We start from the raw sequence: 21925 nt of genomic DNA, 5'->3' as shown, positions 1-21925 counted from the left end.
CAAATCATGGAATCACGAGTTTTCGTGAAGTCCCAAACTCCTTGGTGCGGCGGAGTCGAACGCAAGCACGGAGCAGATGTGGGCGGCGGCGTCCTCAATGAGGATGTCCGCAGCGGCCGTAAGTTCGGGGAGCGTAGAGGCTCCCCGGGCGATGGACACGGCAGCAGTGATGCCGGCCTCCCGGCACTGCGCCGCGCTGAGCTGGACGGTTCCGGCGACCACAAGGACGGGGGCGGACGCCGGCGCGAGGCGGCGGACCGCATCTACCACTTTGCCGCCCAGCGACTGTGTATCCAGGCAGCCTTCACCGGTCAGGACGACGTCGGCGCGCGCCAGGGCGGCGTCGAGGCCGACCGCGTCTGCCACCAGTTCCGCCCCCGGAACGGTTTCTGCTCCGAGCAGGGCCACCAGCGCCAAGGGCAGGCCGCCGGCAGCACCGAAACCGGGGGTGGAGAGATAGGGCGGACCCTGACGGCCGGACTTGTCCTCCGCCGGTGGCCGGGTTCCTGCAGCGAGGTCGGCAAGGATCCGGGCAAGGTTGGCGAGACCGGCGTCAAGCAACTCGATGTCCGCCGGGCCTGCACCCTTCTGCGGCCCGAAAACCGCCGCCGCTCCTCGTTGCCCACACAGGGGATTGTCCACGTCGACGGCGATCCTCCACTGCACGGTGGCCGCACGCGGATGCAGGCCGGACGTGTCGACGGAGCAGATACTGGTGAGCCCGCCGCCGCCTGGCGCTACGGGATTGCCGGCTGCGTCCAGAAAGCGTGCCCCCAAGGCTGTGAGCAGGCCGGTTCCGCCGTCCGTGCTGGCTGAACCGCCAATGCACAGCAGGATCTCCTCGGCGCCGTCATCCAGAAGCCGCTTGGCGATAGTGCCTACCCCGTGGCTGTCCGCCCGCAGCGGCTGCAGGGGAATGTCCGAGACATCAGGGAGACCGTTTCCCTCGGCGGCTTCGATGATGCCGACCCGGCCGTCTGCAGAGCTGCCGTAGCGGGCCGTCTTCGGGCGTCCCAGCGCGTCGGTAGTCGCCGTGCTCAACGGCGGGCGGTGCCAGGTTGCCAGCAGTGCGTCGAGTGTCCCCTCGCCGCCGTCGGCCATTGGCAGCTCAACGATCTCGGCAGCCGCGCCGAACGCCAAGCGCGCCCCGCGGGCCATGGCTGCGGCGGCACCGGCGGCGGAAACGCTGCCCTTAAACGAATCTGGCGCGACAACAACTACGGGTGGGCGGGAATTGGGCACTCTGTCAACATTAGAGTGTTGATACTCACAGTCCTATGGCGAAAATGACCACTTATTATTTTCTTTTAGAGCTGTTTAGTGGTCATAACGCACTGGTTATGCACGTGCAGCCACCAGGCCCAGCCGCAGCGTTAACGCCTGATGTGCGTTCCGGGGGTTCAGCTGCGTCACCTCCGCAATGCGGTCGAGTCTCTGGATGATGGTGTTCCGGTGGGCGTAGAGGACGCGGGAAACCTCGGAGAAGGATCCGCCGGCGTCCAGGAAAGCGGACAGCGTTGTCCGCTGGGTGTCGGTCAGGTCAGTTATGCGGGCGGCCAGGTGTCCGGCAGTTTCGCGGGGCATGCAGGCCACGGCCAGTTCGGCGCTTAACTCCCGAAGATGGAGGACGGCGGATGCCGTGGGGAGGATCTCCGGACGGGCAACCAGGAGGCCGAGGGACCTCGCGGCCGATTGCAGCGACTCCGTCCCGGTGCAGGTATCGCCCAGCAGCAGCACCGAGCCGCTGTCCGACGCCGCGGTGCGGAGCGCTCCGGCGTCGTGGGCTGGCAGCAGAATCCAGAGGGCACCCTGAAACGAAGCCGAGCGGTAGCGGCCCGACCGGGACACCAGATCACCGACCGGGCCGGAACGGAGCGGGAGCCGGTGGGCGGGCGGACCTGCGGCGGTGCGGTCCAGGACGGCGGCCAGTCGCCACGGTCCGGGCAGGGCTGGGGAACCCGCCGCTAGCTCCTGTTCCAGGGAGGCCGACGGGGAGCCGCCGTTGACCAGGCGCGCGAGCAGTTCCCTGTCCCGCGCCTCACGCAACGCGGTACTGTCCATCTCGCGGTCGCGCTCGAGCAGTAGCCGGATGGTCAGGACCACAACGTCCGCCAGCGGCATCACCACGTCGGGGGCGCCGGTCAGGCCGACCACCCCGACAACGGCACCGTCGAGTTCAATCGGACAATTCACACCGGCCCGCATGCCGTCGCGTTCCGCGGAGGGCCGGATGACAACGGGTTTCCCCGTGGCTGCGGCCTCCCGGGCACCCGCGTGCAGTGTCCCGATGCGGGAGGCATCCCGCGAGGCGATGATGAGTCCTGCTGCGTCCATGACGTTGACGTTGTGGTGAAGCGTGGGGGAGATGCGGTCCACGACGCGTTGCGCCAATGCACTGCCTAGCGGCGCTGACATATCCCCAGTCTAGGGCGGGCGAACGGCTGCCCGGTCTGCGCCGCCGCCCCTTACCGGTTCGCGCTACCGCTACCGGTTCGCGCGCAGGGCGGCCGCGGCGTCGCTGGCCGTGGTGCGGATCCGGTACAGGCTGGTGGTCGCCGTCATGTAGAGCGTCCGGCCGTCCTGCCCGCCGAAGCAGACGTTGCTGACGGTTTCGGGCACCGGGATGTGTTCGAGCAGCTCGCCGGCCGGGGAGAAGACGCGCACGCCGTCGCCGCCGGAGGACCAGACGTTCCCGTCCGTATCCACCCGGAATCCGTCGGGCACGCCGGGGCCAACCCGCACGAACACCCGGCCGTTCTTCGCCTGCCGGCCTTCGACGACGTCGTAGGCGCGGATCGGATTGCCGTCGGACTGCGCCGGGCCGTGAGGGGAAACGGCCTCCTCCGCGGTGTCCGAGACGTAGAGGACGGACTCGTCCGGAGAGAATGCCAGGCCGTTGGGGGCCATGATGTCGGTAATCACCGCGGAGAGGTCCCCGCTGGCCGGGTCGAAGCGGAACACATACCGGTCCCCGTACTCCAGCTCGCCGGGGTGGCCTTCGGCGGGATTGTCGATGCCGTAGGAGGGATCCGAGAACCAGATGGTGCCGTCGGATTTCACCACGACGTCGTTGGGCGAATTGAAGCGGACATCGCCGAAGCGGTCCACCAGGGTTTCCACGCTGCCGCTGCGGTCCCGTTCGACGGCCCGGCGTCCGTGCGAGCACTGCACCACGGACCCGTCCGGATCCAGGGCCCGGCCGTTGGTGAACTCCACGTCGGCGCCGTAGACGCTCAGCTCGCCGGTGGTTTCGCTGTATTCGAGGATCCGGTTGGACCGCACGTCGCTGTACCGCACGGCGTTGCGCTCCGGAATCCAGGTGGGACCTTCGGCCCAGACCGCGCCCGTACCCACCTGCTCCAGCGAGGCTCCGTCTTCCAGCAGTGTCGAGGGGCGTGCGTCCATGCTTGTGTCTCCTTATGAGGGCGGCTCATCGAGGGCCCGTTTCCGTCCTTGCAGTCTGCGTCCTTTTATACGCGAGGCAGGGGCGGCGGCCCAAAGCCCGCCCGGTTTTCCGTGCCGGCCTGCTCCGGGGCGGTCAGGTCCAGGGCATGCGGATCACGACGTCGGCGCGTTCCCTGGACTCCTGCACCAGCCGGGCGTTGGGTTCGTCCACGTCGCGGACCCAGGCAGCGGCCCGGTCCCGCGCCTTGCCGAACCGCACATGCCGTTCCACCAGTCGCTGCACGCGCAGCTCATCGTCGGGCTCGCAGTACCAGACCTCCGAGCACCGGGATCGGACCTCCTGCCACGGGGGCCGGTCCAGCAGCAGATAGTTCCCCTCGGTCAGGATCACGTTCGCCGCCGGGAAGACAGGAATGTCGCCGGCCAGCGGCTGCTCGAGCGTCCGTTCAAAACCGGGGGCATACACCACCGCCGTCCGCGTGGCGCGGAGACGGTCGAGGAGCGCCGCATAGCCGCAGGCATCGAAGGTTTCCGGGGCTCCCTTACGAGCCAGCAGGCCCTGCCGGGCCAGCTCCCGGTCCGAGAGGTGAAAGCCGTCCATGGGTACATGGGCAAACTGCTGCGTCTCGGCGTCGTCCGAAGCGCCGTTCAACTCGCGGACCAATGCTTCCACCAGGGTGGTCTTCCCGGCGCCCGGGGCACCGGCGACGCCGACGATCACGGTTCCTGCCTGCCGCTCAGTCAACGCCGAGAGCCGGTTTTTCAGCTCTGTCAAAGTCGTCAGGGAATCTGGCACGGTCCTCCGCTCACAGGGCTGTTCCTGGGGAGGACCAGTCTATGACGGTTGCGGCAGGGCCCCCGACAGCCACCAACGGTGCTTAGACGGCTCCGTCGGGCCCGGCATAAGCTGGGTCTGTTGCCTATTTGAGGAGAAAACCTTGTCCCTGCTGACCCCCCTGATCACCACCGCCGGCCTGATCGGCGGCTACAAGACCGCACGTTCCACGGGTAACCGCCAGCTGGGCGGGGCGGTGCTCGCCGCCGCAGGCGCCGGTGCGTTTGCCCTCTGGAAGCGCGATGCCGGAACGGGCACCGCCGCGGCCCTGACCGCCGGCTACGTGGCCGCCTTCGGCCTGTCCCACCCGCTGGCCAAGAAGATGGGTGCCTGGCCTGCCGTCTACACCGTCACCGGTGCCGTGGCCGCGGCCTCCCTGGTTTTCGGCCGCCGCCGCTAGCCGTTCGGCCGGCCCGCAGATCCCTCCCGGTGCGTCGGAACGAGCATCAAAAAGGTGCGATCCAGCGGGAATGATCCGCGGGCCGGCGTCGTTAAAACCATTGGACGTCCCGAAAGGGGCGTAACGCAGCACCGGGCAGCCGGTGGCTGCAGCTGGATTGGTAATTCAAATTGGTAATTCAATACGGGGATGATCGGTTTCGACGATGTTTGTTGAGCCAGGGGAAGCGGGCCGAGAACGCAGAGTTATCTCGTTAACGCTCTCTGCAAAACAATAAGTGCCAAACCTATGCGCACTGACTTCGCTCTCGCTGCCTAAGCAGCCGGAGTAGTCCGTCAGCCCGGAGTTGCTCTCGCTCCGGATGCTGGCGTCGTTTAGAGGGCCACTGCTGAACACTTCCGCCGTCGGAGTGTTCGGGACATTTTGACGGCTGGGCCCGGATCAGCCACTCGTATGCACGATGGCCGGGGCCGAGAAAATCCGACGCATACTGCGCCCGGAGAAGCCCTGGCAATACAGCACCGGACGGGGGTTCGATTCCCCCCATCTCCACCACTTTGACGGCCTGCCCTCCGGGGCAGGCCTTCTCTGTGTCCGGGCGGGCTGCGACCCCGGTTCGCAGCCGTTTCCCGGGCACTGCCGCCGTGCCGCTAATCTGGGATACAGACAGCAGGCAGCCACGGGAAGGAAACACATGCAGGCACTAATCATCACCCCGGGGCAGAAGGATTCGCTGGAGCTTCGGGACCTGCCGGAGCCGGAGGCAACCGAGGGCAGCGTGCTGGTGGAGACCCTCGCGGTGGGCCTGTGCGCCACCGACCGTGAGGTTATCGCTGCCGAATTCGGCACCGCGCCCGAGGACCGGGACTACCTGGTGATGGGACACGAGAACCTGGGCCGCGTCGTCGAGGCCCCCGAGGATTCCGACCTCGCCGCCGGAGACCTCGTGGTCGGGATTGTCCGCCGCCCCTGCGCCGAGAACTGCCGGGCCTGCGCCGCCGGTGAATGGGACATGTGCCTGACCGGCACCTACACCGAGCACGGCATCGAAGGGCTCGACGGTTTCGCGCGCGAATACTGGCGCGGGGACCCCGAGGACATGGTGAAGCTGGAACCCTCGCTGGAACGCGTAGGCGTGCTGCTGGAACCGGCCACCATCCTGGCCAAGGCCTGGGAGCAGATTGACCGGATCGGCGGCCGTGCCTACTTCCGGCCGCAGGTAGTCGCTGTCACCGGAGCCGGCCCCGTCGGACTGCTCGGTGCTTTGTTCGGAGTCCAGCGCGGACTCGAGGTGCACGTGTTCGATCTGGAGGAGGACGGGCCGAAGGAGAAGCTGACCAAGGACCTGGGCGCCGTTTTCCACACGGATACCCTCCCCGAGTCCGGCATCAAGCCGGACATCATCATCGAATGCACCGGCGTGCCAACGGTAATCCGCGACGTCCTGCAGCACGGCGCCAAGAACTCGGTCACCTGCCTCACCGGGGTTTCCGAGCCGGGCGGCGAGCAGCCCGTGGACCTGGGCGAACTGAACCTGAACCTGGTCATGGACAACCGCGTGGTCTTCGGCACCGTCAACGCCAACCGCCGCCACTACCTCAAAGCCGCTGCGGCCCTCGCCAAGAGTGACGCCCGCTGGCTGGAGCAGCTGATCTCCCGCCGCGTTCCCCTGGCGGACTATGCACAGGCCTTCGAGGACCGCGACGGCGACATCAAGGTAGTGCTGGACCTGCAGGACTCCTAGAGGGTTCGACGGGGTATTTCTACCGGGCGGCTTCGGTGATAGACAGAAGAGACTGAAGCCGCCCGCGGCGGCCACGGCAACCCGCATTGGAGGCACGCACATGCGTAAGGACGCTGACCCACCGGTTCTTCCCGACGGTTCGGAGGCCGACCGGGCGGAGCAGTCACTGCCCGCGGTCCCCGGCGCCGACGATGCCGGCCCGGCCGGAGAAGTCCACCGGGACGGTTCCGAGGCAGACGGCATTGAGCAGGAGATTCCAGCAGTTCCAGGCACCGGGGACGCCGGGCCCGAGGGGCCGGCCCATCCCGAGGGGTCCGAAGCGGACATCCTGGAACAGAAAGCGGACGTCCCCGGGAACGACGACGAGTATCCCCAGGGGGACGACAGCTGACCGCCGGGCCGGGCATTTCCCGGCAGGCCAGGCTGAGCGGCTACCTGCTGATGGGTGTGTCCCCGCGCTAGCCACGTAGAATGGGCGGCGGCAGAACGGGCAACGGAAACAGCAGGAGCGGCGTGGATCTTTTCGACCCGAGGGCGGTGTTCGACGCCGTTGACCTCGCCGGTGTGCTGGCGAACGGCGTCCTCGGTGGCGCCGTGGCGCGGCAGCTGCGGATGGACCCGGTGGGCTTCCTGGTCCTGGCGCTCACCTCGGCGCTGGGCGGCGGTGTGCTGCGTGACACCCTCCTGCAGGCCGGCACGCCCGTAGCGCTGACAAACCCCGCCTATCTCTTTGCGGCCATCGCCGGGGCCGCCATTGCCTATGCCATTGAGCTCAAGGGCAAGTGGGCCAACCGGTTCCTTATTGTGATCGACGCCTTCGCGCTGGGCTGCTGGGCCGCCACCGGCACGGCCAAGGCGCTGGGACTGGGGCTCGAATGGCTTCCCGCCATCCTGATCGGTGTTGTCACAGCGGTGGGCGGCGGCATGATCCGCGACATCGTGGTGGGCCGGGTGCCGGCCATCTTCGGCGGCAACACCCTGTACGCCACGGGCGCGCTGGTGGCCGCCGTCGAAATGGTGATCCTCTACCAGCTGGGTCTGCAGAACGTCGGCATGGGTGTGGCCATCGGCACCTGCGCCGTGCTGTGCACCGTGGCCCGCCGGCGCGGCTGGCGGTTGCCCGGACCGGGGGAATTCAGTGTCCGGCTCAGCCGGCGCCCCCGGACGGAGGACCGCCGCAGCTCGGCCCAGGGCTGGCCGCGCCCGAGGTTCTGGAAAGCCCGCCTGCGCCGCTGACGCACCGGCAACCGGCCTGGTTGCACCCTTCCCGGCCGCCTTCCGGCGATTGTCCGCGGCTGCCCTACAACAAGCGCTGAGGCGGATTTAGTCCCGTAATTCCAGGCTTTTGCAGACCCGATTTACGGGAGTAGCGTGGCCAATATGAGTGCTTACAAGAGCGTAAATCCAGCCACCGGAGAAACCCTTCAGGAATTCGCTGAAGCCACCGACGCCGAAATCAACCAGGCCGTCACTGCAGCACATGAGGCCTTCGCCAGCTGGCGGAACGAGCCCATGGAAAACCGCACCAAGGTCATCACCCGCGTTGCGGAACTGTACCGGGAGCGTGCCGACGAGCTCGCCAAGCTGATTGCCCTGGAAATGGGCAAGCCGCTGCGCGAGGCGAAGAGCGAGGTTGCCCTCTCCGCCAACATCTACGAGTACTACGCCACCCAGGGCCCCGGCTTCATGGCCGACGAGCAGCTGGACGTCAAGGGCGGCGGCAACGCCGTGGTCCGCACCGAGCCCGTGGGCGCCCTGCTGGGCATCATGCCCTGGAACTACCCGTACTACCAGGTGGCCCGCTTCGCCGGTCCGAACCTGATGCTGGGCAACACGGTGCTGCTCAAGCACGCCAACAACTGCCCGCAGTCCGCCCTGGCGATGGCACAGATCTTCGCCGACGCCGGAGTGCCCGAGGGTGCCTACATCAACCTGTTCGCCACCAACGAGCAGGCTGCGGACATCATCGCCGATCCGCGGATCCAGGGCGTTTCCCTGACCGGTTCCGAGCGGGCGGGGTCCGCCGTCGCCGAGGTCGCCGGCCGGAACCTGAAGAAGTACGTCCTCGAACTCGGCGGCAGCGATCCGTTCATCGTCCTGGACACCGAGGACCTCGACACCACGGTCAAGGCCGCTGTCCTCGGCCGGATGGGCAACGGCGGGCAGGCCTGCAACGCTGCCAAGCGCTTCATTGTGATGGAGGACCTCTACGACGATTTCGTGGAGAAGTTCACCGCGCGGATGGCCGCCATTGAGCCCGGCGATCCGCTGCAGCCGGAAACCCGGTTCGGCCCGCTCTCCACGCAGGCGGCAGCCGACGGTCTGGTGGAGCAGATCCGCGACGCCGTGGACAAGGGCGCCACCCTGCACACCGGCGGCAGCCTGATCGACGGCCCGGGCGCCTATGTGCAGCCCACCGTCCTGACCGATGTCACGCCCGAAATGCGGGCGTTCTCCGAAGAGCTGTTCGGCCCCGCGGCCGTCATCTACAAGGTCTCCAGCGAGGAAGAAGCCATTGAACTGGCCAACAATTCCCCGTTCGGCCTCGGCGGCGCGGTGTTCAGCACGGACGAAAACCGCGCCCTGAACGTAGCCGACCAACTGGAAAGCGGCATGGTCTGGATCAACGGCACCTCCGGGACGCAGGAGGACCTGCCCTTCGGCGGCGTCAAGCGCTCCGGCGTCGGCCGTGAGCTGGGCCGGTTCGGCATGGCCGAGTTCGTCAACAAGAAGCTGATCCGTACCCCGCAGAAGAAGTAACCCCCGCGGAAGCGGCTAGGCCGCGCGGGTGCTTTCCGGTTCTGTTTCCGGTTGCCCCGCGCGGTCGCTCGGCCCGTTGAACACCACGTACCGGTACGCGAAGTAGCGGAAAATATTGCCCAGGGCGATGCCCACCACATTGCCGGACATGTTGTCCGCAAAGGTGCTGCGGAAATCCAGCACATAGTGGGAAATGTACAGGCAGCCCGTGGAGATCAGCAGGCCCACAAGGTTGGTCAGGGCGAATAGCAGCGTCTCGCTGCGGATGCTCCGGGTACGCAGCTTCCGGAACGTCAGGTACCGGCTGCCCAGCCACGAAACAGTGGTGGCGGCCAGCACGGAAATGGTCTTGGCCACGATCGGATGATCGGGCACCAGCGTGGCAGAGAGAATATTGAACAGGGCTACGTCAACCACGAAGGCGACGGCGCCGACTGCTGAAAACGAGCCCAGCCGGCGGACGACTCTGCGCACCTTGCTGGTTTCTGCCATTACCGAAAAATCCATTCAACGCATTGCTGCGGGACGCAGCTTCCTGCCCTCACCGGGTGCGGGCACGCGGGGAAGGACTTTTACCTTTCGGATAATGGCACAAAGCGTATTTGGCCTCAAAATCCGCGCAAATGCAAGCCGAATCAGGGCAGTGTGACCGTAAAGACAGTGCCCTTGCCGGCCTTGCTCTGCATGGTGATGGTGCCGCCGTGTTCCTCCACAATGCGTTTGGTGATGACCAGGCCCAGCCCGACGCCGGGGATCTGGGCCCGGCGCGCGGTACCCGAGCGGAAGAACTTGGTGAAGACCTCGGACTGTTCGGCCGCGGTCATGCCGATCCCGGAGTCCGCCACTTGAAGAACGGTCGCCCCGTCCTCGCTGCGCCACGCGCTGACCGTGACCCGGCCGCCGTCGGGCGAGTACTTCACCGCGTTGGAAAGCAGGTTGTCCAGTACCTGGGAGATGCGCTTGGGATCCACCATGGCCGGCAGGGTTTCGGGGACCTCGGCGACAATGGTCACCGCGTTGATTTCGGCGCGGGGGGCGGCGGAGGTGATGCCGGCGCGGACCAGTTCGCTGAGATCGGTGCGTTCCTGCTGGACATTGGCGGATCCGGCCGCGGCGCTCAGCAGGTCCGAGACCAGGTGCAGGAGCTTCTCGGAATTCCGCTGTGCCACCTTCAGCGAGGACGCAACGTAGGCCGGGATGGCGTCTTCTTCATCCAGAGCCAGTTCCAGATAGCCCATGATCGAAGTCAGCGGCGTGCGCAGCTCGTGGGACACATTGGCCACGAAGTCGTCCTTCGCCGCCACGGCGTTTACCAGACCGGTGACGTCGCTGTAGGCGATCACGGAGCCGCGGAAGGCGTCGTCGTCGCCCTTGACGGACCGGGCCGAAACACTCAGTGCCTTTTGTTCCTCGCCGTTCCCGTACCAGACCAGCTGGTCCGAGAAGGAGTGGCCCTGGGCTGCGCGGTACACCGGGCGCTGGTCCCTGGGGACCGGGGTGGTTCGGTCCGGACCGAAGATCAGCATCTCGGCTTCGGTTGGATTGATGGTGTAGGTAGGCCGGGCCAGGCGTTCGTGGAGGATCTGGTGGGAATTGGTCAGGATGCGCCGGCCGTCCTCGCCAATAACCACCACGCCTACCCGAACCGTATTCAGGATGGTCTCGAGCATCGACTCCTTCCGGAGGCTCTCGAGCAGCGAGGCCTGTAGCACCACGTCCTTTTCCTGCAGCACCACTGCCTGCGCGGTGAGGCTGGCTTCCGCCTCGGCACGGGCGGCCTCGGCGTCCTCGGCGGTGCGCAGAGCGGAAATCAGGTCCCGCTCATACAGCCGGCGCTCGTGGGCGTAGAACGCAACCACCTGGTCGAGGACCGGCCGCCCGTCTGCGGCGGGGGAACGGGTCGCGGAAAGCAGGACCGGGATGCGCTGGCCGTCCGGCCCCAGGAGGTCGACAGCGAGTTCGGCGAACGCCGAGTTCAGCTGTAACTGAGGCATTGCATGGGTGGTGTACACAATCCGGTCGCCCACGGGCAGAAGCTTCAACAGGCTGGTGCCTCGGACCTCTTCCAGGCTCTTGCCGATCCACCTTAGTGCCGTGCCGTTGGCGTCCACCACCGTACCGTCCGCCAGGGTGACGAAATACCCCGACGGAGCGGACTGGGACAGGGCGCGGTAGTCGAGCTGGAAATCCAGGTCCACGGTCGGCCTACTTGGATTGCTGCAGGTAACCGAGGATGATGTCCGCGGTCTCCTCCGGTGCACTGACGTGGGGGAGATGCCCGGTGGCCTTCATCTGCACCAGGGTGCTCTGCGGGAGGTGCTCCTGCAGGTAGCGGCCCACATGGTCCGGGGCCAGAAGGTCCGCTGAAGCCTGCATGATGAGTGAGGGCACGGCCACCTTGGGCAGGAGGCTCCGCACGTCGGTCAGGAACGCCACGCGGGCGAACTGCCGGGCAATGCCAGGGTTGACCCGACAGAAGCTGCCTTCGAGTTCGGTGCCCAGGGCCGGTGCGGCGGGGTTGCCCATGATTACCGGGGCCATGGTGGCGGCCCAGACCAGGTAATTGGTGTCCAGGGATTCGAGGAGTTCATCCAGATCGGCCCTGCTGAAGCCGCCCACGTAGCCGTCCTCGGGATAGTCCATGTAGCTGGGCGAAGGGGCAACCAGGATGATCCGGGCAAGACGCTCGGCCGCGGTGGCACCGGCCGCGATGGCCATCATGGCGCTGACGCTGTGACCAATGAAGGTGACGTCCTGCAGGTCCAGGTCCTCGCACAGTTCCAGGACGTCGGCCACGTAGCCGTCCAGGGTGGAGTACTTAGCCGGGGTATACGCATCCAGGTTGGAACCGCCTGCCCCTACATGGTCGAAGAGGACCACTTTGTAGTCATCGGTGAAGCGGGGCAGTACCCGCGACCACATTCCCTGGTCGCAACCGAATCCATGGGCGAAAAGCAGCACGGGTCCGTCCGCTCGTCCCAGCACTTGAACGTTGTTCCGGGTGCGGATATCAGTCTTCATTTACCTGTACGCCTGCTTTTCTTATGCCGTGCCCGCAATACCATGAGCGGAGTCACAGCAAACATTACAGGTCCACTTGGGTATAAGCGGCCAGCCGGGACGCGGGTGGAATGCCGTGGCGGACAGGCTGGAATGTAAACAAGCATCGTGGCAACAAATCAGCCACCATTTACGCCGTGCGAGTGCAGAATGTCTGTCATTGTCCGCGAAAACGGTAAGTGCCGCATTGCCGGTGCCCTAAACGCCGGGCTATTGCGCTTTCGATACGCCGTATCGGAGTTCGGTGGCGCCGCCGTCGAACGAGGTGGCGGCAAGCAGGCGCATGGGCGCGGTGGGCCCGGACACCGGCAGCAGCCGCCGGCCACTGCCCAGCGCCACCGGCATGTAGGTCACCCACAATTCATCCAGCAGGCCGGCCTCGGCGAACTGGGCCGCCACGTTGCCGCCGCCCACAACCCAGATGTTGCGCTCTCCCGCCGCGTCACGGACTTCCCGCAGGATCTCCCGGACGTGCCCCGAGGCAAACCGGATGTCGCCCTCCGGCGGAGCCGGTTCCTCCCGGTGGCTGAGCACCCAGCACGGCTGCGAATACTCCCAGCTCTCCGGCTCCTCCGCCCGAAGCCAGCGGTAGGTTTCCGCGCCCATCACCACGGCGCCGACGTCGGCCATGAACCGGTTGTAATGGTCCTGGAAGGCCTCGAAACCGAACTGGAGCAGCCAGTCCAGGCGGTTGTCCTCCGTAGCGATAAAACCGTCCAGGGAGGCGGCAACGTAATAGATGACCTTTTGCATGGGACGAGGATAACGGTGCACCGGTACCCAGCGAAGCCTTCTGGGATAGGTTGATAGGCATTGACCATAAGCAGCCTGATCATTTGTTGTCTCGGCGGGGGGGGGCAGCAACGGGTCGGGCGGAAGCGCGGAAGGGAAAACCATGAGTGAGCGGCTCGTAGCGGATCTGATTGTCGAACGCCTGCAGGCCTGGAACGTGGACCGGGTGTTCGGCTACAGCGGAGACGGCATCAATACCGTCCTGGGTGCCATGCGCCGCAGCGGCGACCCCGAGTTCATCCAGGTCCGGCACGAGGAAAACGCCGCCTTCATGGCCGTGGGACATGCCAAATACACGGGCGGAGTGGGCGTGGTGATGTCCACTCAGGGGCCCGGCGCGATCCACCTGCTCAACGGCCTGTACGACGCGCGGCTGGACGGGGCGCCGGTGGTGGCCATTGTCGGCCAGCAGTCCCGCAGCGTGCTGGGGTCCTCCTACATGCAGGAAGTGGACCTGATGAACCTGACCAGGGACGTGGCCTCGGCGTTCCGCCAGCAGATCAACTCCCCTGAACAGGTCCCGTTGGTGCTGGACCGCGCATTCAAGAAGGCGCTGGCCACCGGAACACCCGCCGTCGTCATCATTCCGCATGACGTGCAGCAGGCACCGGCGCCGGAGCTGGAACAGGAGCACGGCATCCTCAACACCGTCCCGGTGTTCAGCCCCGCGCGGACCTCACCGGCTGAAGCGGATATCCGTGCCGCCGCGGAAGTGATCAACTCCGGCGAGCGGGTGGCCCTGCTGGTGGGGCAGGGTGCCCGCGATGCCCGCGCCCAGGTTTACGCTTTGGCCGACAAGATCGGTGCCGGCATCACCACCAGCCTGCTCGGCAAACCGTACGTGGATGAAACGCTGCCGCTTTCCGCCGGAACCATGGGCCATCTGGGCACCAGTTCCGCCGGCTACGTGATGGATAACTGCGACACCCTGCTGATCATCGGATCCAGCGATCCGTGGACGGAGTTCTATCCCAGGCCCGGGACCGCGCGGGGAGTGCAGATCGACCGGGACGCGTCCGCGGTCGGCAACCGCTACCCGGTGGAGGTCGGCATCACCGGAGACGCCGTCGCCACCCTGGACGCCTTGATTCCGCTGCTGGAAGCCCGGCCGGACGCGCCCTGGCGGCGGCAGGTGCAGGAAAGCGTCCGCCGCTGGCACGAGCTGGCCCGGAAGCGGGCCATGACGCCCGCCGATCCGGTGAACCCGGAACGGGTGGTGTACGAGCTGAACCGGCGCCTGCCGGACAACGCGCAGGTGGCGGTCGACGTCGGCAGTTCCGTGTACTGGTACGCGCGGCACCTGCACCTTCCGGAGGGCGTGCCCGCGCACCTGTCCAGCACGCTGGCCAGCATGGGCTGCGCCGTGCCGTACGGTTTGGCCGCGAAGCTGGCGTACCCGGACCGTCCGGTGGTGGCGCTCTCCGGCGACGGCGCCATGCAGATGGCCGGGGTGACCGAACTGATCACCCTGAGCCGGCTCTGGCAGAAGTGGGAGGACCCCCGCTTCGTTCTCTGCGTGCTCAACAACCGTGAGCTGGCCGAGGTCACCTGGGAACAGCGCGAGATGGAGGGCGATCCGCGGTTCGAGGCCAGCCAGTCGCTGCCGGACTTTCCGTACGCCGAGTACGCCAAGCTGCTGGGGCTGGAAAGCATCCGGGTGGAGGATCCGGAACTGCTGGGCGAGGCCTGGGATGTGGCGCTCGCCGCCACGCGGCCGTTCCTGATCGAAGTGGTCACCGATCCCGCGGTGCCGCTGCTGCCGCCGTTCCCCAGCGGTGCCGCCCAGGCCGAGACCATGAAGGACGGACTGGCGCAGGAGGGCGCCGCGGGTGAGCATGCCCGCCGGCTGCTGGATATCTACCTGGAGCAGGAAGAGGGACTCTACCGGGATCTCTGAGCCTGCCGGGGGCCGGAGCAGCTCCTGGAACACGGGAACGGGCGCACCCGCAGCGGGTGCGCCCGTTCCTCCTTTCGGTACCCCGGACCTAGGTGCGGGTGGGTGCGCCGAGCTCCACGGGTTCTTCATCATTCAGGTAGGCGGATTCGGAGTGGGCCATGAGATCGATGCCCCGAAGCTCGCTCTCCTCCGGGATGCGCAGGCCGATGGTCAGCTGCAGCACCTTGGCAATCACCCAGGTCACTACGAAGGAGTAGACCAGAACGGCACCGCAGGCGACGGCCTGGCTGCCGAGCAGGGAGAAGCCGCCGCCGTAGAAGAGGCCGCTCACCCCGTTGGGTGCTGCCTCCGTGGCGAACAGGCCAATCAGGAGGGTGCCCAGCAGACCGCCGACCGCGTGCACGGCCACCACGTCCAGCGAATCATCGAACCCGAGGCGGAACTTCAGTTCGATGGCCAGCGAGCAGACCAGCCCGGCGATCGCACCGATGGCGACGGCGCCCAGCGGGCTCACCGCGCCACACGCCGGGGTGATGGCCACCAGCGCGGCAATCAGGCCCGACGCCGCACCCAGGCTCGAGGAGCGGCCCAGCCGCAGCCGTTCCATCAGCATCCAGCCCAGCAGGCCGGCGGCGGCCGCGACAGCGGTATTCAGGAAGACGACGGCGGCGGAATGGCCCGCGCTGAGGGCTGAGCCCGCGTTGAAGCCGTACCAGCCGATCCACAGCAGGCTTGCACCCAGCAGGATCAGCGGCCGGCTGTGCGGCTGGCCGTGCGAGTTCGGCCAGCCCTTGCTGCGGCCCAGGACCAGCGCCAGGGCTAGGGCAGCAACACCGGCGTTCAGGTGCACCGCGGTGCCGCCGGCAAAGTCGATGGCGCCCAGCCGGTTGGCGATCCAGCCGCCGACGACGGTGCCTTCCGCGTTGTCGAAAGCGAAGACCCAGTGCGCCACCGGGAAATAGACCAGCGTGGCCCAAAGACCGGCGAAGACCATCCAGGCCCCGAACTTCATCCGCCCGGCCGCGGAACCGGCCACCAGCGCAGTGGTCACGCAGGCGAACATCAGCTGGAAGGCTGCGAACAGCGCTACCGGGATGGACGCGGCGGGATCTTCAGCGAGGAGCGCGGAGAGGCCGAGGTATTCCAGCGGGTCGCCCAGCAGGCCCACGCCGCCCAGCGAATCGCCGAATGCTGCGGAATAGCCGTAAAGCACCCATAGGACGGCGACGAGGCTGGCCCCGCCGAAGCACATCATCATCATGTTCAGGATCCGCCGTGAGCCCACCATGCCGCCGTAGAAGAAGGCGATCCCGGGGATCATCAGGCAGACCAAAGCGGAACTGGCCAGCAGCCAGGCCGTGTTTCCAGAGTCCATGGAGGTACTCCCGTTCGGGTTGTGCGCCCGTTTCTGCTTCTGCCGACGCAGCCGGGCGGAGAATATGGACGGGCCGGCCCCCCGCGGCCGGCCGGGCACCCCGGTATTAGCGGCGCTGCTTTAAGGGTGGGGCCGGGATGTTACGGCCGGGAGCGCCTTGAGGTTAGCGGTGCGTTAACGCGGGCTGGAGGTCTGCTGGGAGCTTGCTGGGTGCGGATGTGCCCGGTTCCGGTGCGCACGCCCGCAGCGCACGCCCGGCCGGCTTGGCGCATGCCGCCGGCGCGCCGCCCGGCTCGGGCGCGGCCGGCGGCCTAGCTGCCATGAAGCAGGGAAGCTAGGCGTTCCGGGGCATGCCGCGGCCGAAGGCAAAGGCCCGGACAATCTGGATGGCTCCCAGGACCACAAGGAAGATCCCGCCGTAAATCACCAGAACCGCGAGGGTTTCCAGGGGGAGGAAGAGCACCACTATTCCGGCGAGAATGCTGAGGACGCCCAGGACAATGGCGAACCAGCGGGACCCGCCGCGGTCTGACTCGGCCAGGGCCATAACGCCCTCCACTATCCAGGCGATCCCGATGACCAGCCCCAGCGCCGTCAGGGTTTCCATGGGATTGCGGACGGCAATAACCCCCACCACCAGCAGGGCCAGGCCCACCAGAATGTTGAGGATTTTCAATCCTGCGCCCAGCCCGGTGAAGATGCCGAGCAGGATGCGGACGGCGCCGGCGACTACGAAATACAGGCCGAAGAGGGCCGCGAGAACCTCGAGCGTCGCCCCGGGCCAGAACAGGACCAGCAGCCCCAGGACCACCGAAACCAGCCCGGTAATGCCCAGTCCGAGGCGGATGCCCCGCACGGCGGACTTGGCGAGGTTCAAGGCGTCCAACGCGAACCCGCCCTCTTGATGGAAAGAGCTGCCTGATGCGGACATTCTCAAGACCTCCAGAGAGATTCTCCCCCCGGTCCGGCGGACGCCGGTCACCCCCTAGTATCCGCCGCGGCGGGCCTGCTTCTCTAGGGAACTGTCCCGGAACCGGCCGGCCCGGCACGGGATTGGCGGGGTGCCTTCCACCGGCGGCGGTCAATCCCCTTCGACGCCCAGCAGTGCACGGACCTCGGCGTCCGTGGTCTGGCCGAACCGGCGGTAGGCCAGCCCCACCGCGTCCAGTCCGCTGTCCGGCCAGGGCACCACGACGTCGTCGGCCGGCGGGACGAGGAGTCCCGCCGTACTGCCGCAGGCCACCGGGGCCGCAGCGACCAGCCTCCCCGGCCCCAGCTTTCGGACCGCTCCCAGGGCAGCGCGCATGGTCGCTCCGGTGGCCACCCCGTCATCCACTGCAATGACCGTCGCGCCGGTGATATTCCGCGCCGGCGCTCCCGGCCGGAACAGCTCCTCCCGGCGCCGGACCTCGGCGAGCTGTTCCTCGGCCGCGGCTGCAAACAGGTCCTCCGCGCCGGGATCGCGGCTGCGCCAGTAGCGGAGTACGTCCTCGTTGCGGACCGTGCAGACCGTTCCCGCGATGCCCGCCACCGCGCCGGCGGCCAGCTCCGGCTGCTCGGGAAAGCCGATCTTGCGCACCACCACCACGTCCAGCGGGGCGGACAATGCCCGCGCCGCTTCGGCTGCCACGGGGACTCCGCCGCGGGGGAGGCCCAGGACCAGCAGTCCGGGTGCACCTGTAAAGGCGGCCAGCCCGACGGCGAGGTCCCGGCCGGCGTCGGCACGGTCCTCCCAGCGGGCGGAGGAAGCAGAAGCGGAGAAGAACATGGGAAGGGACGGATCGGTGAGGGGAAACGGGCCAGGTGCTCCTCCCAAGCTAGGGACCGCCGCCGGCACCGGCAAGGGGTGTGGACAACCGGCCGCGTTGCCAAACCCGCCGCGGCATAGAAAGGTGGCGGTATGACGCAGACAGCAGTTATCACAGGAGCCACATCCGGGATCGGCGCGGAGTTCGCCCGCCAGCTCGCGGAGCGCGGGTACAACCTGGTGCTCACCGGGCGGAACACCGGGCGCCTGGAATCCACCGCGGAGGAACTGGCACGGGACTACTCGGTGAAGACCGAGTGGATTGCGGCGGACCTCGCTACCCCGGAAGGGGTGGCCGCCGTCGCGGACCGCGTGCGGAAACCCGACGTCGGACTGCTGGTCAACAACGCCGGCTACGGGCTGAAGAACGATTTTGCCCGCAACGAACTGCAGGACGAAGTGGACCACTTGAATGTGCTGGTGGGCGCGCCGCTGCAGCTGAGCCACGCCGCGCTGAATGCCATGTCCTCCCGCGGCGGCGGCCGGATCGTCAATGTGGCCTCGGTGGCCGGATTCATCCCGCGGGGAACCTACAGCGCCGCGAAGGCCTGGGTGATCAACTTCAGCCGCTGGGCCAACCTCTATTACCGGGACCGGGGCATTACCGTGACCGCCGTCTGCCCGGGCTTTGTCCACACGGATTTCCACGCGCGGATGGAAATGGACAAGACCATCTACCCCAAATGGATGTGGCTCAATGCGGACCGCGTGGTGCGTGAAGCCCTCGCGGATGCCTTCGCGGGCAAGGGCATCTCCATTCCGTCCAAGCGGTACCGGGTGCTGGCCACTGTCGGCAACCGGGCGCCGCAGGCTCTCGTGGCCAAGCTGGCAGGCAGGGGGCGGTAGGGGAGCGGCCGACGTCGGGCGTCACGGAAGCTGGCATCGCCCCGCCGTCGGGCCTAGGGTTGCCCTGCACCGCCGGCCCTCCCGGCCGACGACGAACCGGCGAAAGCGAGTCCCATGAGCACCCCCACGGTCTATGCCCTGCATGAGAACCCCGAGTGGTTCCCGCCGTTTGCCCGCGCCTTCGAAGCCGAAGGCGTGCACGTGGAGGAATGGCTGCTCACCGACGGCGTCCTGGACCTGGACTCCGTGCCGCCGGAGGGGATCTTCTGGTCCCGGATCAGCGCCTCCTCGCACACCAGGGACCACGGGCTGTCCAAGGACTACGCCCGGGCGGTGCTGTCCTGGCTTGAAGCGCACGGCCGCCGGACGGTCAACGGCCGCCGCGTCCTGGAACTGGAAATGAGCAAGGTGGACCAGCTGACCGCGCTGCGCGCCGCGGGCATCGACACTCCGCGCACCGTCGCCGCCGTCGGACGGCACCAGATCCTGGCCGCAGCGAAGGAATTCGAGGCGCCGTTCATCACCAAGCACAACCAGGGCGGCAAGGGACTCGGGGTCCGGAAGTTCGAATCCCACGGCGAACTGGCGGACTACGTCGCGTCGGAGGAGTTCGAGGAGCCGGCGGACGGCATCACCCTGATCCAGGAGTACATCGTTGCCGCCGAGCCCTTCATCACCCGGGCGGAGATTGTGGGCGGGGAATTCCTGTACGCCATCAAGGCAGACACGGCCCGCGGCGGATTCCAGCTCTGCCCCGCCGATGCCTGCGCCATCGACCCGTCCACCGGCAAGCCGATCATGCCGCCCGGCGCCACCATTGCCCCGGACGCGGACACCCAGCTGTTCAGCCTGCGCGAGGATTTCGACCATCCCGTGATCGGCAAGTACCTGGAATTCGCCCGGCGCAACCGGCTGGAGGTCTGCGGCATTGAGTTCATCGAGGCCGCGGACGGCCGGCTGCTCACCTATGACGTGAACACCAACACGAACTACAACGCCGCCGTCGAAGCGGTGGCACCGCGGTCCGCGCCCCGTGCCCTGGCCCGGTATCTGGCGTCCCTGGACCCCGCCGTCGGATAGCGTGGCGCGGCACAACTTTTTTATCCACAGGGCTAGTGCCTCGATATAGTCGAAGTATTGTCCGACCAGAAGGAGTCCTCCATGTCTGCTGCCCCGGAACCGCATTGGGTCAAGAACTATCAGCCCGGCGTTCCCGCGCAGATTGAGCTGCCCACGGAGTCCCTGACAGCCATGATGGAAGACGCCGTGGAGCGGTTCGGCAGCAAGGTGGCCCTGGAATTCTTCGGCGCGGAAACCACGTATCGGGACCTGGGCGACCGGATTCGCCGGGCCGCTGAAGGTCTCCGGAAGCTGGGCGTGCGCAAGGGACACCGGGTCGCCGTCATCCTGCCCAACTGCCCCCAGTACCTCATCGCGTTCTATGCCGTGCTCCGGCTGGGCGCCGTCGTCGTCGGCCACAACCCGCTGTACACGGAGCGCGAGCTGCGCCACCAGTTCGAGAACCACGGGGCGAAGGTGGCCATCGTCTGGGACAAGGCGGTGGAGAAGGTCCAGGACTTCCCCGGCGACGTGGCCGTGGAAACCATCGTGGCCGTGAACATCACCAAGGCAATGCCCCGCGTCAAGCGGATGGCGCTGGCGCTGCCCGTTCCGTCCCTGCGGCGCACCCGGGCGGGCCTGACGGCCAAGACCGAAAACACCATGTCCTGGGAAGAGCTGCTGGACAACGCACCGCTGGCAGCGGAGTACCCGCGCCCGGAGGTCACCGACCTGGCGGCGCTGCAGTACACCTCCGGCACCACCGGGCTGCCCAAGGGCGTGATGCTGACGCATTACAACCTGCGGTCCAACGCCCTGCAGGGCAAGGCCTGGATGCACGGCGCGCAGGAGGGCAAGGAAGTCATTTACGGCGTCCTGCCGATGTTCCACGCCTTCGGCCTGACCCTGTACCTAACCTTCTCGGTCCTGACCGGATCGCGGCTGGTGTTGTTCCCCAAGTTCGACGTGGACCTGGTGCTGGCCGCAGCCAAGAAATCCAAGCCCACCGTCTTCTGCGCCGTTCCGCCGATCTACGAAAAGACCGCCAACGAGTCCAAGAAGCGCGGCGTGGACCTGTCCACCATCCGCTACGCCATCTCCGGAGCCATGACCCTCCCCGCCGCCACGGTGAAGCTCTGGGAAGAGGTCTCCGGCGGGCTGCTGGTTGAAGGGTACGGCCTCACCGAATCCTCCCCGGTGGCCCTGGGCAACCCGTTCGCCGAATCGCGCCGCAACGGCACCATCGGTGTTCCCTTCCCGAGCACCGACATGCGCGTGGTGGACCCGGAACACCCGGAGAACGACGTTGAACGCGGTGCCCCCGGCGAGCTGCTGGTCCGCGGACCGCAGGTCTTTGCCGGGTACTGGAACAATCCCGAGGGAACCGCCGAGATACTGCTCGACGGCGGCTGGCTGCGCACCGGGGACATTGTCACCGTGGATGAGGACGGCTTCGTCAAGGTGGTGGACCGCCGCAAGGAACTGATCATTACCGGCGGGTTCAACGTCTCGCCGTCGGAGGTGGAGGACGTGCTGCGCACGCAGCAGTACATCCTCGATGCCGCCGTGGTGGGTCTGCCCCGGGCCGACGGCGGCGAGCAGGTGGTGGCCGCCGTCGTCCTGCAGGAGGGTGCCGAACTCGACGAGGCCGCGCTGCGCGCCTACTGCCGCGAACGGCTCACCCCGTACAAGGTGCCGCGCCGGATCGTGGCCATTGAAGAACTGCCCAAGTCCATGCTGGGCAAGGTGCTGCGCCGCCAGGTGCGGGACAAGCTGCTGCAGGACGCGTAGTTCTTCCCTCTCTATAAGTACCTATTGACGGCCTGAAGGGCCAGCGGTTGGAATTGTAAGTGGGCTTGGTATGTGTGCCAGGTTCCTCACCAGTCAACCAGCCGGCCCGGGGCCGCAGGCGGATTACCGATCGCCCTGCTGTCTCCGCTCAGGC

Annotated in this window: 20 protein-coding genes and 1 other RNA gene; 10 read left to right on the top strand and 11 right to left on the bottom strand. The window is 67.1% G+C overall.

Going from position 1 to position 21925, the window contains the following annotated elements; genetic code table 11:
- Window positions 1-12 precede the first annotated feature (12 nt).
- The 4 genes from NNX37_RS03960 to NNX37_RS03945 form a co-directional block, all read right to left on the bottom strand.
- The gene (locus NNX37_RS03960) at window positions 13-1242 is read right to left on the bottom strand and encodes a glycerate kinase (RefSeq protein ID WP_255790999.1); all 1230 of its coding nucleotides are present in this window, start codon (window positions 1240-1242) and stop codon (window positions 13-15) included.
- A gap of 96 nt (window positions 1243-1338) precedes the next feature.
- Window positions 1339-2415, bottom strand: coding sequence for a CdaR family transcriptional regulator (locus NNX37_RS03955; RefSeq protein ID WP_255790998.1), 1077 nt, complete (start codon window positions 2413-2415; stop codon window positions 1339-1341).
- Window positions 2416-2484: 69 nt separating this feature from the next.
- Window positions 2485-3405, bottom strand: a complete 921-nt coding sequence (locus NNX37_RS03950) for an SMP-30/gluconolactonase/LRE family protein (protein ID WP_255790997.1) — start codon at window positions 3403-3405, stop codon at window positions 2485-2487.
- Window positions 3406-3538: 133 nt separating this feature from the next.
- Window positions 3539-4180 (bottom strand): nucleoside/nucleotide kinase family protein, encoded by a 642-nt coding sequence (locus NNX37_RS03945; RefSeq protein WP_255790996.1) that lies wholly within the window; start codon window positions 4178-4180, stop codon window positions 3539-3541.
- A 163-nt stretch (window positions 4181-4343) separates the two neighbouring features.
- Between NNX37_RS03945 and NNX37_RS03940 the strand changes: the two genes are divergently transcribed.
- From NNX37_RS03940 to NNX37_RS03915, 6 genes are all read left to right on the top strand, one after another.
- Window positions 4344-4640 (top strand): hypothetical protein, encoded by a 297-nt coding sequence (locus NNX37_RS03940; RefSeq protein ID WP_407079917.1) that lies wholly within the window; start codon window positions 4344-4346, stop codon window positions 4638-4640.
- 185 nt (window positions 4641-4825) lie between these two features.
- Window positions 4826-5195, top strand: a transfer-messenger RNA (tmRNA) gene (gene ssrA, locus NNX37_RS03935).
- A gap of 139 nt (window positions 5196-5334) precedes the next feature.
- Window positions 5335-6384 (top strand): glucose 1-dehydrogenase, encoded by a 1050-nt coding sequence (locus NNX37_RS03930; RefSeq protein ID WP_255790995.1) that lies wholly within the window; start codon window positions 5335-5337, stop codon window positions 6382-6384.
- Window positions 6385-6484: 100 nt separating this feature from the next.
- A complete protein-coding gene (locus NNX37_RS03925) occupies window positions 6485-6775 on the top strand; it encodes a hypothetical protein (protein ID WP_255790994.1) in 291 nt (96 codons plus the stop codon).
- A 122-nt stretch (window positions 6776-6897) separates the two neighbouring features.
- Window positions 6898-7620: a trimeric intracellular cation channel family protein gene (locus NNX37_RS03920; RefSeq protein WP_255790993.1), complete on the top strand. Its 723-nt coding sequence runs from the start codon at window positions 6898-6900 to the stop codon at window positions 7618-7620.
- Window positions 7621-7764: 144 nt separating this feature from the next.
- Complete coding sequence (locus tag NNX37_RS03915) at window positions 7765-9144, top strand: NAD-dependent succinate-semialdehyde dehydrogenase (RefSeq protein WP_255790992.1); 1380 nt, start codon at window positions 7765-7767, stop codon at window positions 9142-9144.
- A 15-nt stretch (window positions 9145-9159) separates the two neighbouring features.
- Here the strand turns inward: NNX37_RS03915 and NNX37_RS03910 are convergent, their stop codons facing one another.
- The 4 genes from NNX37_RS03910 to NNX37_RS03895 all read right to left on the bottom strand — a co-directional run bounded on the left by NNX37_RS03910 (window position 9160) and on the right by NNX37_RS03895 (window position 12957).
- On the bottom strand, window positions 9160-9636 hold the full coding sequence (locus NNX37_RS03910; RefSeq protein WP_255790991.1) for a GtrA family protein: 477 nt from the start codon (window positions 9634-9636) through the stop codon (window positions 9160-9162).
- A gap of 143 nt (window positions 9637-9779) precedes the next feature.
- A complete protein-coding gene (locus NNX37_RS03905) occupies window positions 9780-11342 on the bottom strand; it encodes an ATP-binding protein (RefSeq protein ID WP_255790990.1) in 1563 nt (520 codons plus the stop codon).
- A 7-nt stretch (window positions 11343-11349) separates the two neighbouring features.
- Window positions 11350-12165, bottom strand: coding sequence for an alpha/beta fold hydrolase (locus NNX37_RS03900; protein WP_255790989.1), 816 nt, complete (start codon window positions 12163-12165; stop codon window positions 11350-11352).
- A 249-nt stretch (window positions 12166-12414) separates the two neighbouring features.
- Entirely contained in the window at window positions 12415-12957 is a 543-nt protein-coding gene (locus NNX37_RS03895; protein WP_255790988.1) for a dihydrofolate reductase family protein, read from the bottom strand.
- A 142-nt stretch (window positions 12958-13099) separates the two neighbouring features.
- Between NNX37_RS03895 and NNX37_RS03890 the strand changes: the two genes are divergently transcribed.
- Complete coding sequence (locus NNX37_RS03890) at window positions 13100-14893, top strand: thiamine pyrophosphate-requiring protein (RefSeq protein ID WP_255790987.1); 1794 nt, start codon at window positions 13100-13102, stop codon at window positions 14891-14893.
- A gap of 88 nt (window positions 14894-14981) precedes the next feature.
- On the opposite strand, the gene NNX37_RS03885 is transcribed toward NNX37_RS03890, so the two are convergent.
- From NNX37_RS03885 to NNX37_RS03875, 3 genes are all read right to left on the bottom strand, one after another.
- Window positions 14982-16268, bottom strand: coding sequence for an ammonium transporter (locus NNX37_RS03885; protein ID WP_255790986.1), 1287 nt, complete (start codon window positions 16266-16268; stop codon window positions 14982-14984).
- 334 nt (window positions 16269-16602) lie between these two features.
- Window positions 16603-17199 carry an HdeD family acid-resistance protein gene (locus NNX37_RS03880; protein ID WP_255790985.1) on the bottom strand — a complete coding sequence of 199 codons (597 nt, stop codon included), beginning with the start codon at window positions 17197-17199 and terminating at the stop codon, window positions 16603-16605.
- 150 nt (window positions 17200-17349) lie between these two features.
- On the bottom strand, window positions 17350-18084 hold the full coding sequence (locus NNX37_RS03875) for a phosphoribosyltransferase (RefSeq protein WP_255790984.1): 735 nt from the start codon (window positions 18082-18084) through the stop codon (window positions 17350-17352).
- Window positions 18085-18168: 84 nt separating this feature from the next.
- Between NNX37_RS03875 and NNX37_RS03870 the strand changes: the two genes are divergently transcribed.
- From NNX37_RS03870 to NNX37_RS03860, 3 genes are all read left to right on the top strand, one after another.
- Window positions 18169-18921 (top strand): SDR family NAD(P)-dependent oxidoreductase, encoded by a 753-nt coding sequence (locus tag NNX37_RS03870; protein ID WP_255790983.1) that lies wholly within the window; start codon window positions 18169-18171, stop codon window positions 18919-18921.
- Window positions 18922-19035: 114 nt separating this feature from the next.
- Complete coding sequence (locus NNX37_RS03865) at window positions 19036-20001, top strand: ATP-grasp domain-containing protein (RefSeq protein ID WP_255790982.1); 966 nt, start codon at window positions 19036-19038, stop codon at window positions 19999-20001.
- A gap of 57 nt (window positions 20002-20058) precedes the next feature.
- The gene (locus NNX37_RS03860; protein WP_255790981.1) at window positions 20059-21771 is read left to right on the top strand and encodes a long-chain-fatty-acid--CoA ligase; all 1713 of its coding nucleotides are present in this window, start codon (window positions 20059-20061) and stop codon (window positions 21769-21771) included.
- The last annotated feature ends 154 nt before the right edge of the window (window positions 21772-21925 follow it).

This window comes from Arthrobacter zhaoxinii (genome assembly GCF_024385505.1).
Taxonomy (GTDB): Bacteria; Actinomycetota; Actinomycetes; order Actinomycetales; family Micrococcaceae; genus Arthrobacter_B; species Arthrobacter_B zhaoxinii.
The sequence above is the reverse complement of the archived record's forward strand: the minus strand, read 5'-3'. Positions and strand labels throughout refer to the sequence as shown.

Coding starts and splice junctions, on each gene's coding strand:
- NNX37_RS03955 (WP_255790998.1), bottom strand. CDS start 2,415: ATGTCAGCGCCGCTAGGCAGTGCATTGGCGCAACGCGTCGTGGACCGC.
- NNX37_RS03950 (WP_255790997.1), bottom strand. CDS start 3,405: ATGGACGCACGCCCCTCGACACTGCTGGAAGACGGAGCCTCGCTGGAG.
- NNX37_RS03930 (WP_255790995.1), top strand. CDS start 5,335: ATGCAGGCACTAATCATCACCCCGGGGCAGAAGGATTCGCTGGAGCTT.
- NNX37_RS03925 (WP_255790994.1), top strand. CDS start 6,485: ATGCGTAAGGACGCTGACCCACCGGTTCTTCCCGACGGTTCGGAGGCC.
- NNX37_RS03915 (WP_255790992.1), top strand. CDS start 7,765: ATGAGTGCTTACAAGAGCGTAAATCCAGCCACCGGAGAAACCCTTCAG.
- NNX37_RS03910 (WP_255790991.1), bottom strand. CDS start 9,636: ATGGCAGAAACCAGCAAGGTGCGCAGAGTCGTCCGCCGGCTGGGCTCG.
- NNX37_RS03900 (WP_255790989.1), bottom strand. CDS start 12,165: ATGAAGACTGATATCCGCACCCGGAACAACGTTCAAGTGCTGGGACGA.
- NNX37_RS03895 (WP_255790988.1), bottom strand. CDS start 12,957: ATGCAAAAGGTCATCTATTACGTTGCCGCCTCCCTGGACGGTTTTATC.
- NNX37_RS03890 (WP_255790987.1), top strand. CDS start 13,100: ATGAGTGAGCGGCTCGTAGCGGATCTGATTGTCGAACGCCTGCAGGCC.
- NNX37_RS03885 (WP_255790986.1), bottom strand. CDS start 16,268: ATGGACTCTGGAAACACGGCCTGGCTGCTGGCCAGTTCCGCTTTGGTC.
- NNX37_RS03880 (WP_255790985.1), bottom strand. CDS start 17,199: ATGTCCGCATCAGGCAGCTCTTTCCATCAAGAGGGCGGGTTCGCGTTG.
- NNX37_RS03870 (WP_255790983.1), top strand. CDS start 18,169: ATGACGCAGACAGCAGTTATCACAGGAGCCACATCCGGGATCGGCGCG.
- NNX37_RS03865 (WP_255790982.1), top strand. CDS start 19,036: ATGAGCACCCCCACGGTCTATGCCCTGCATGAGAACCCCGAGTGGTTC.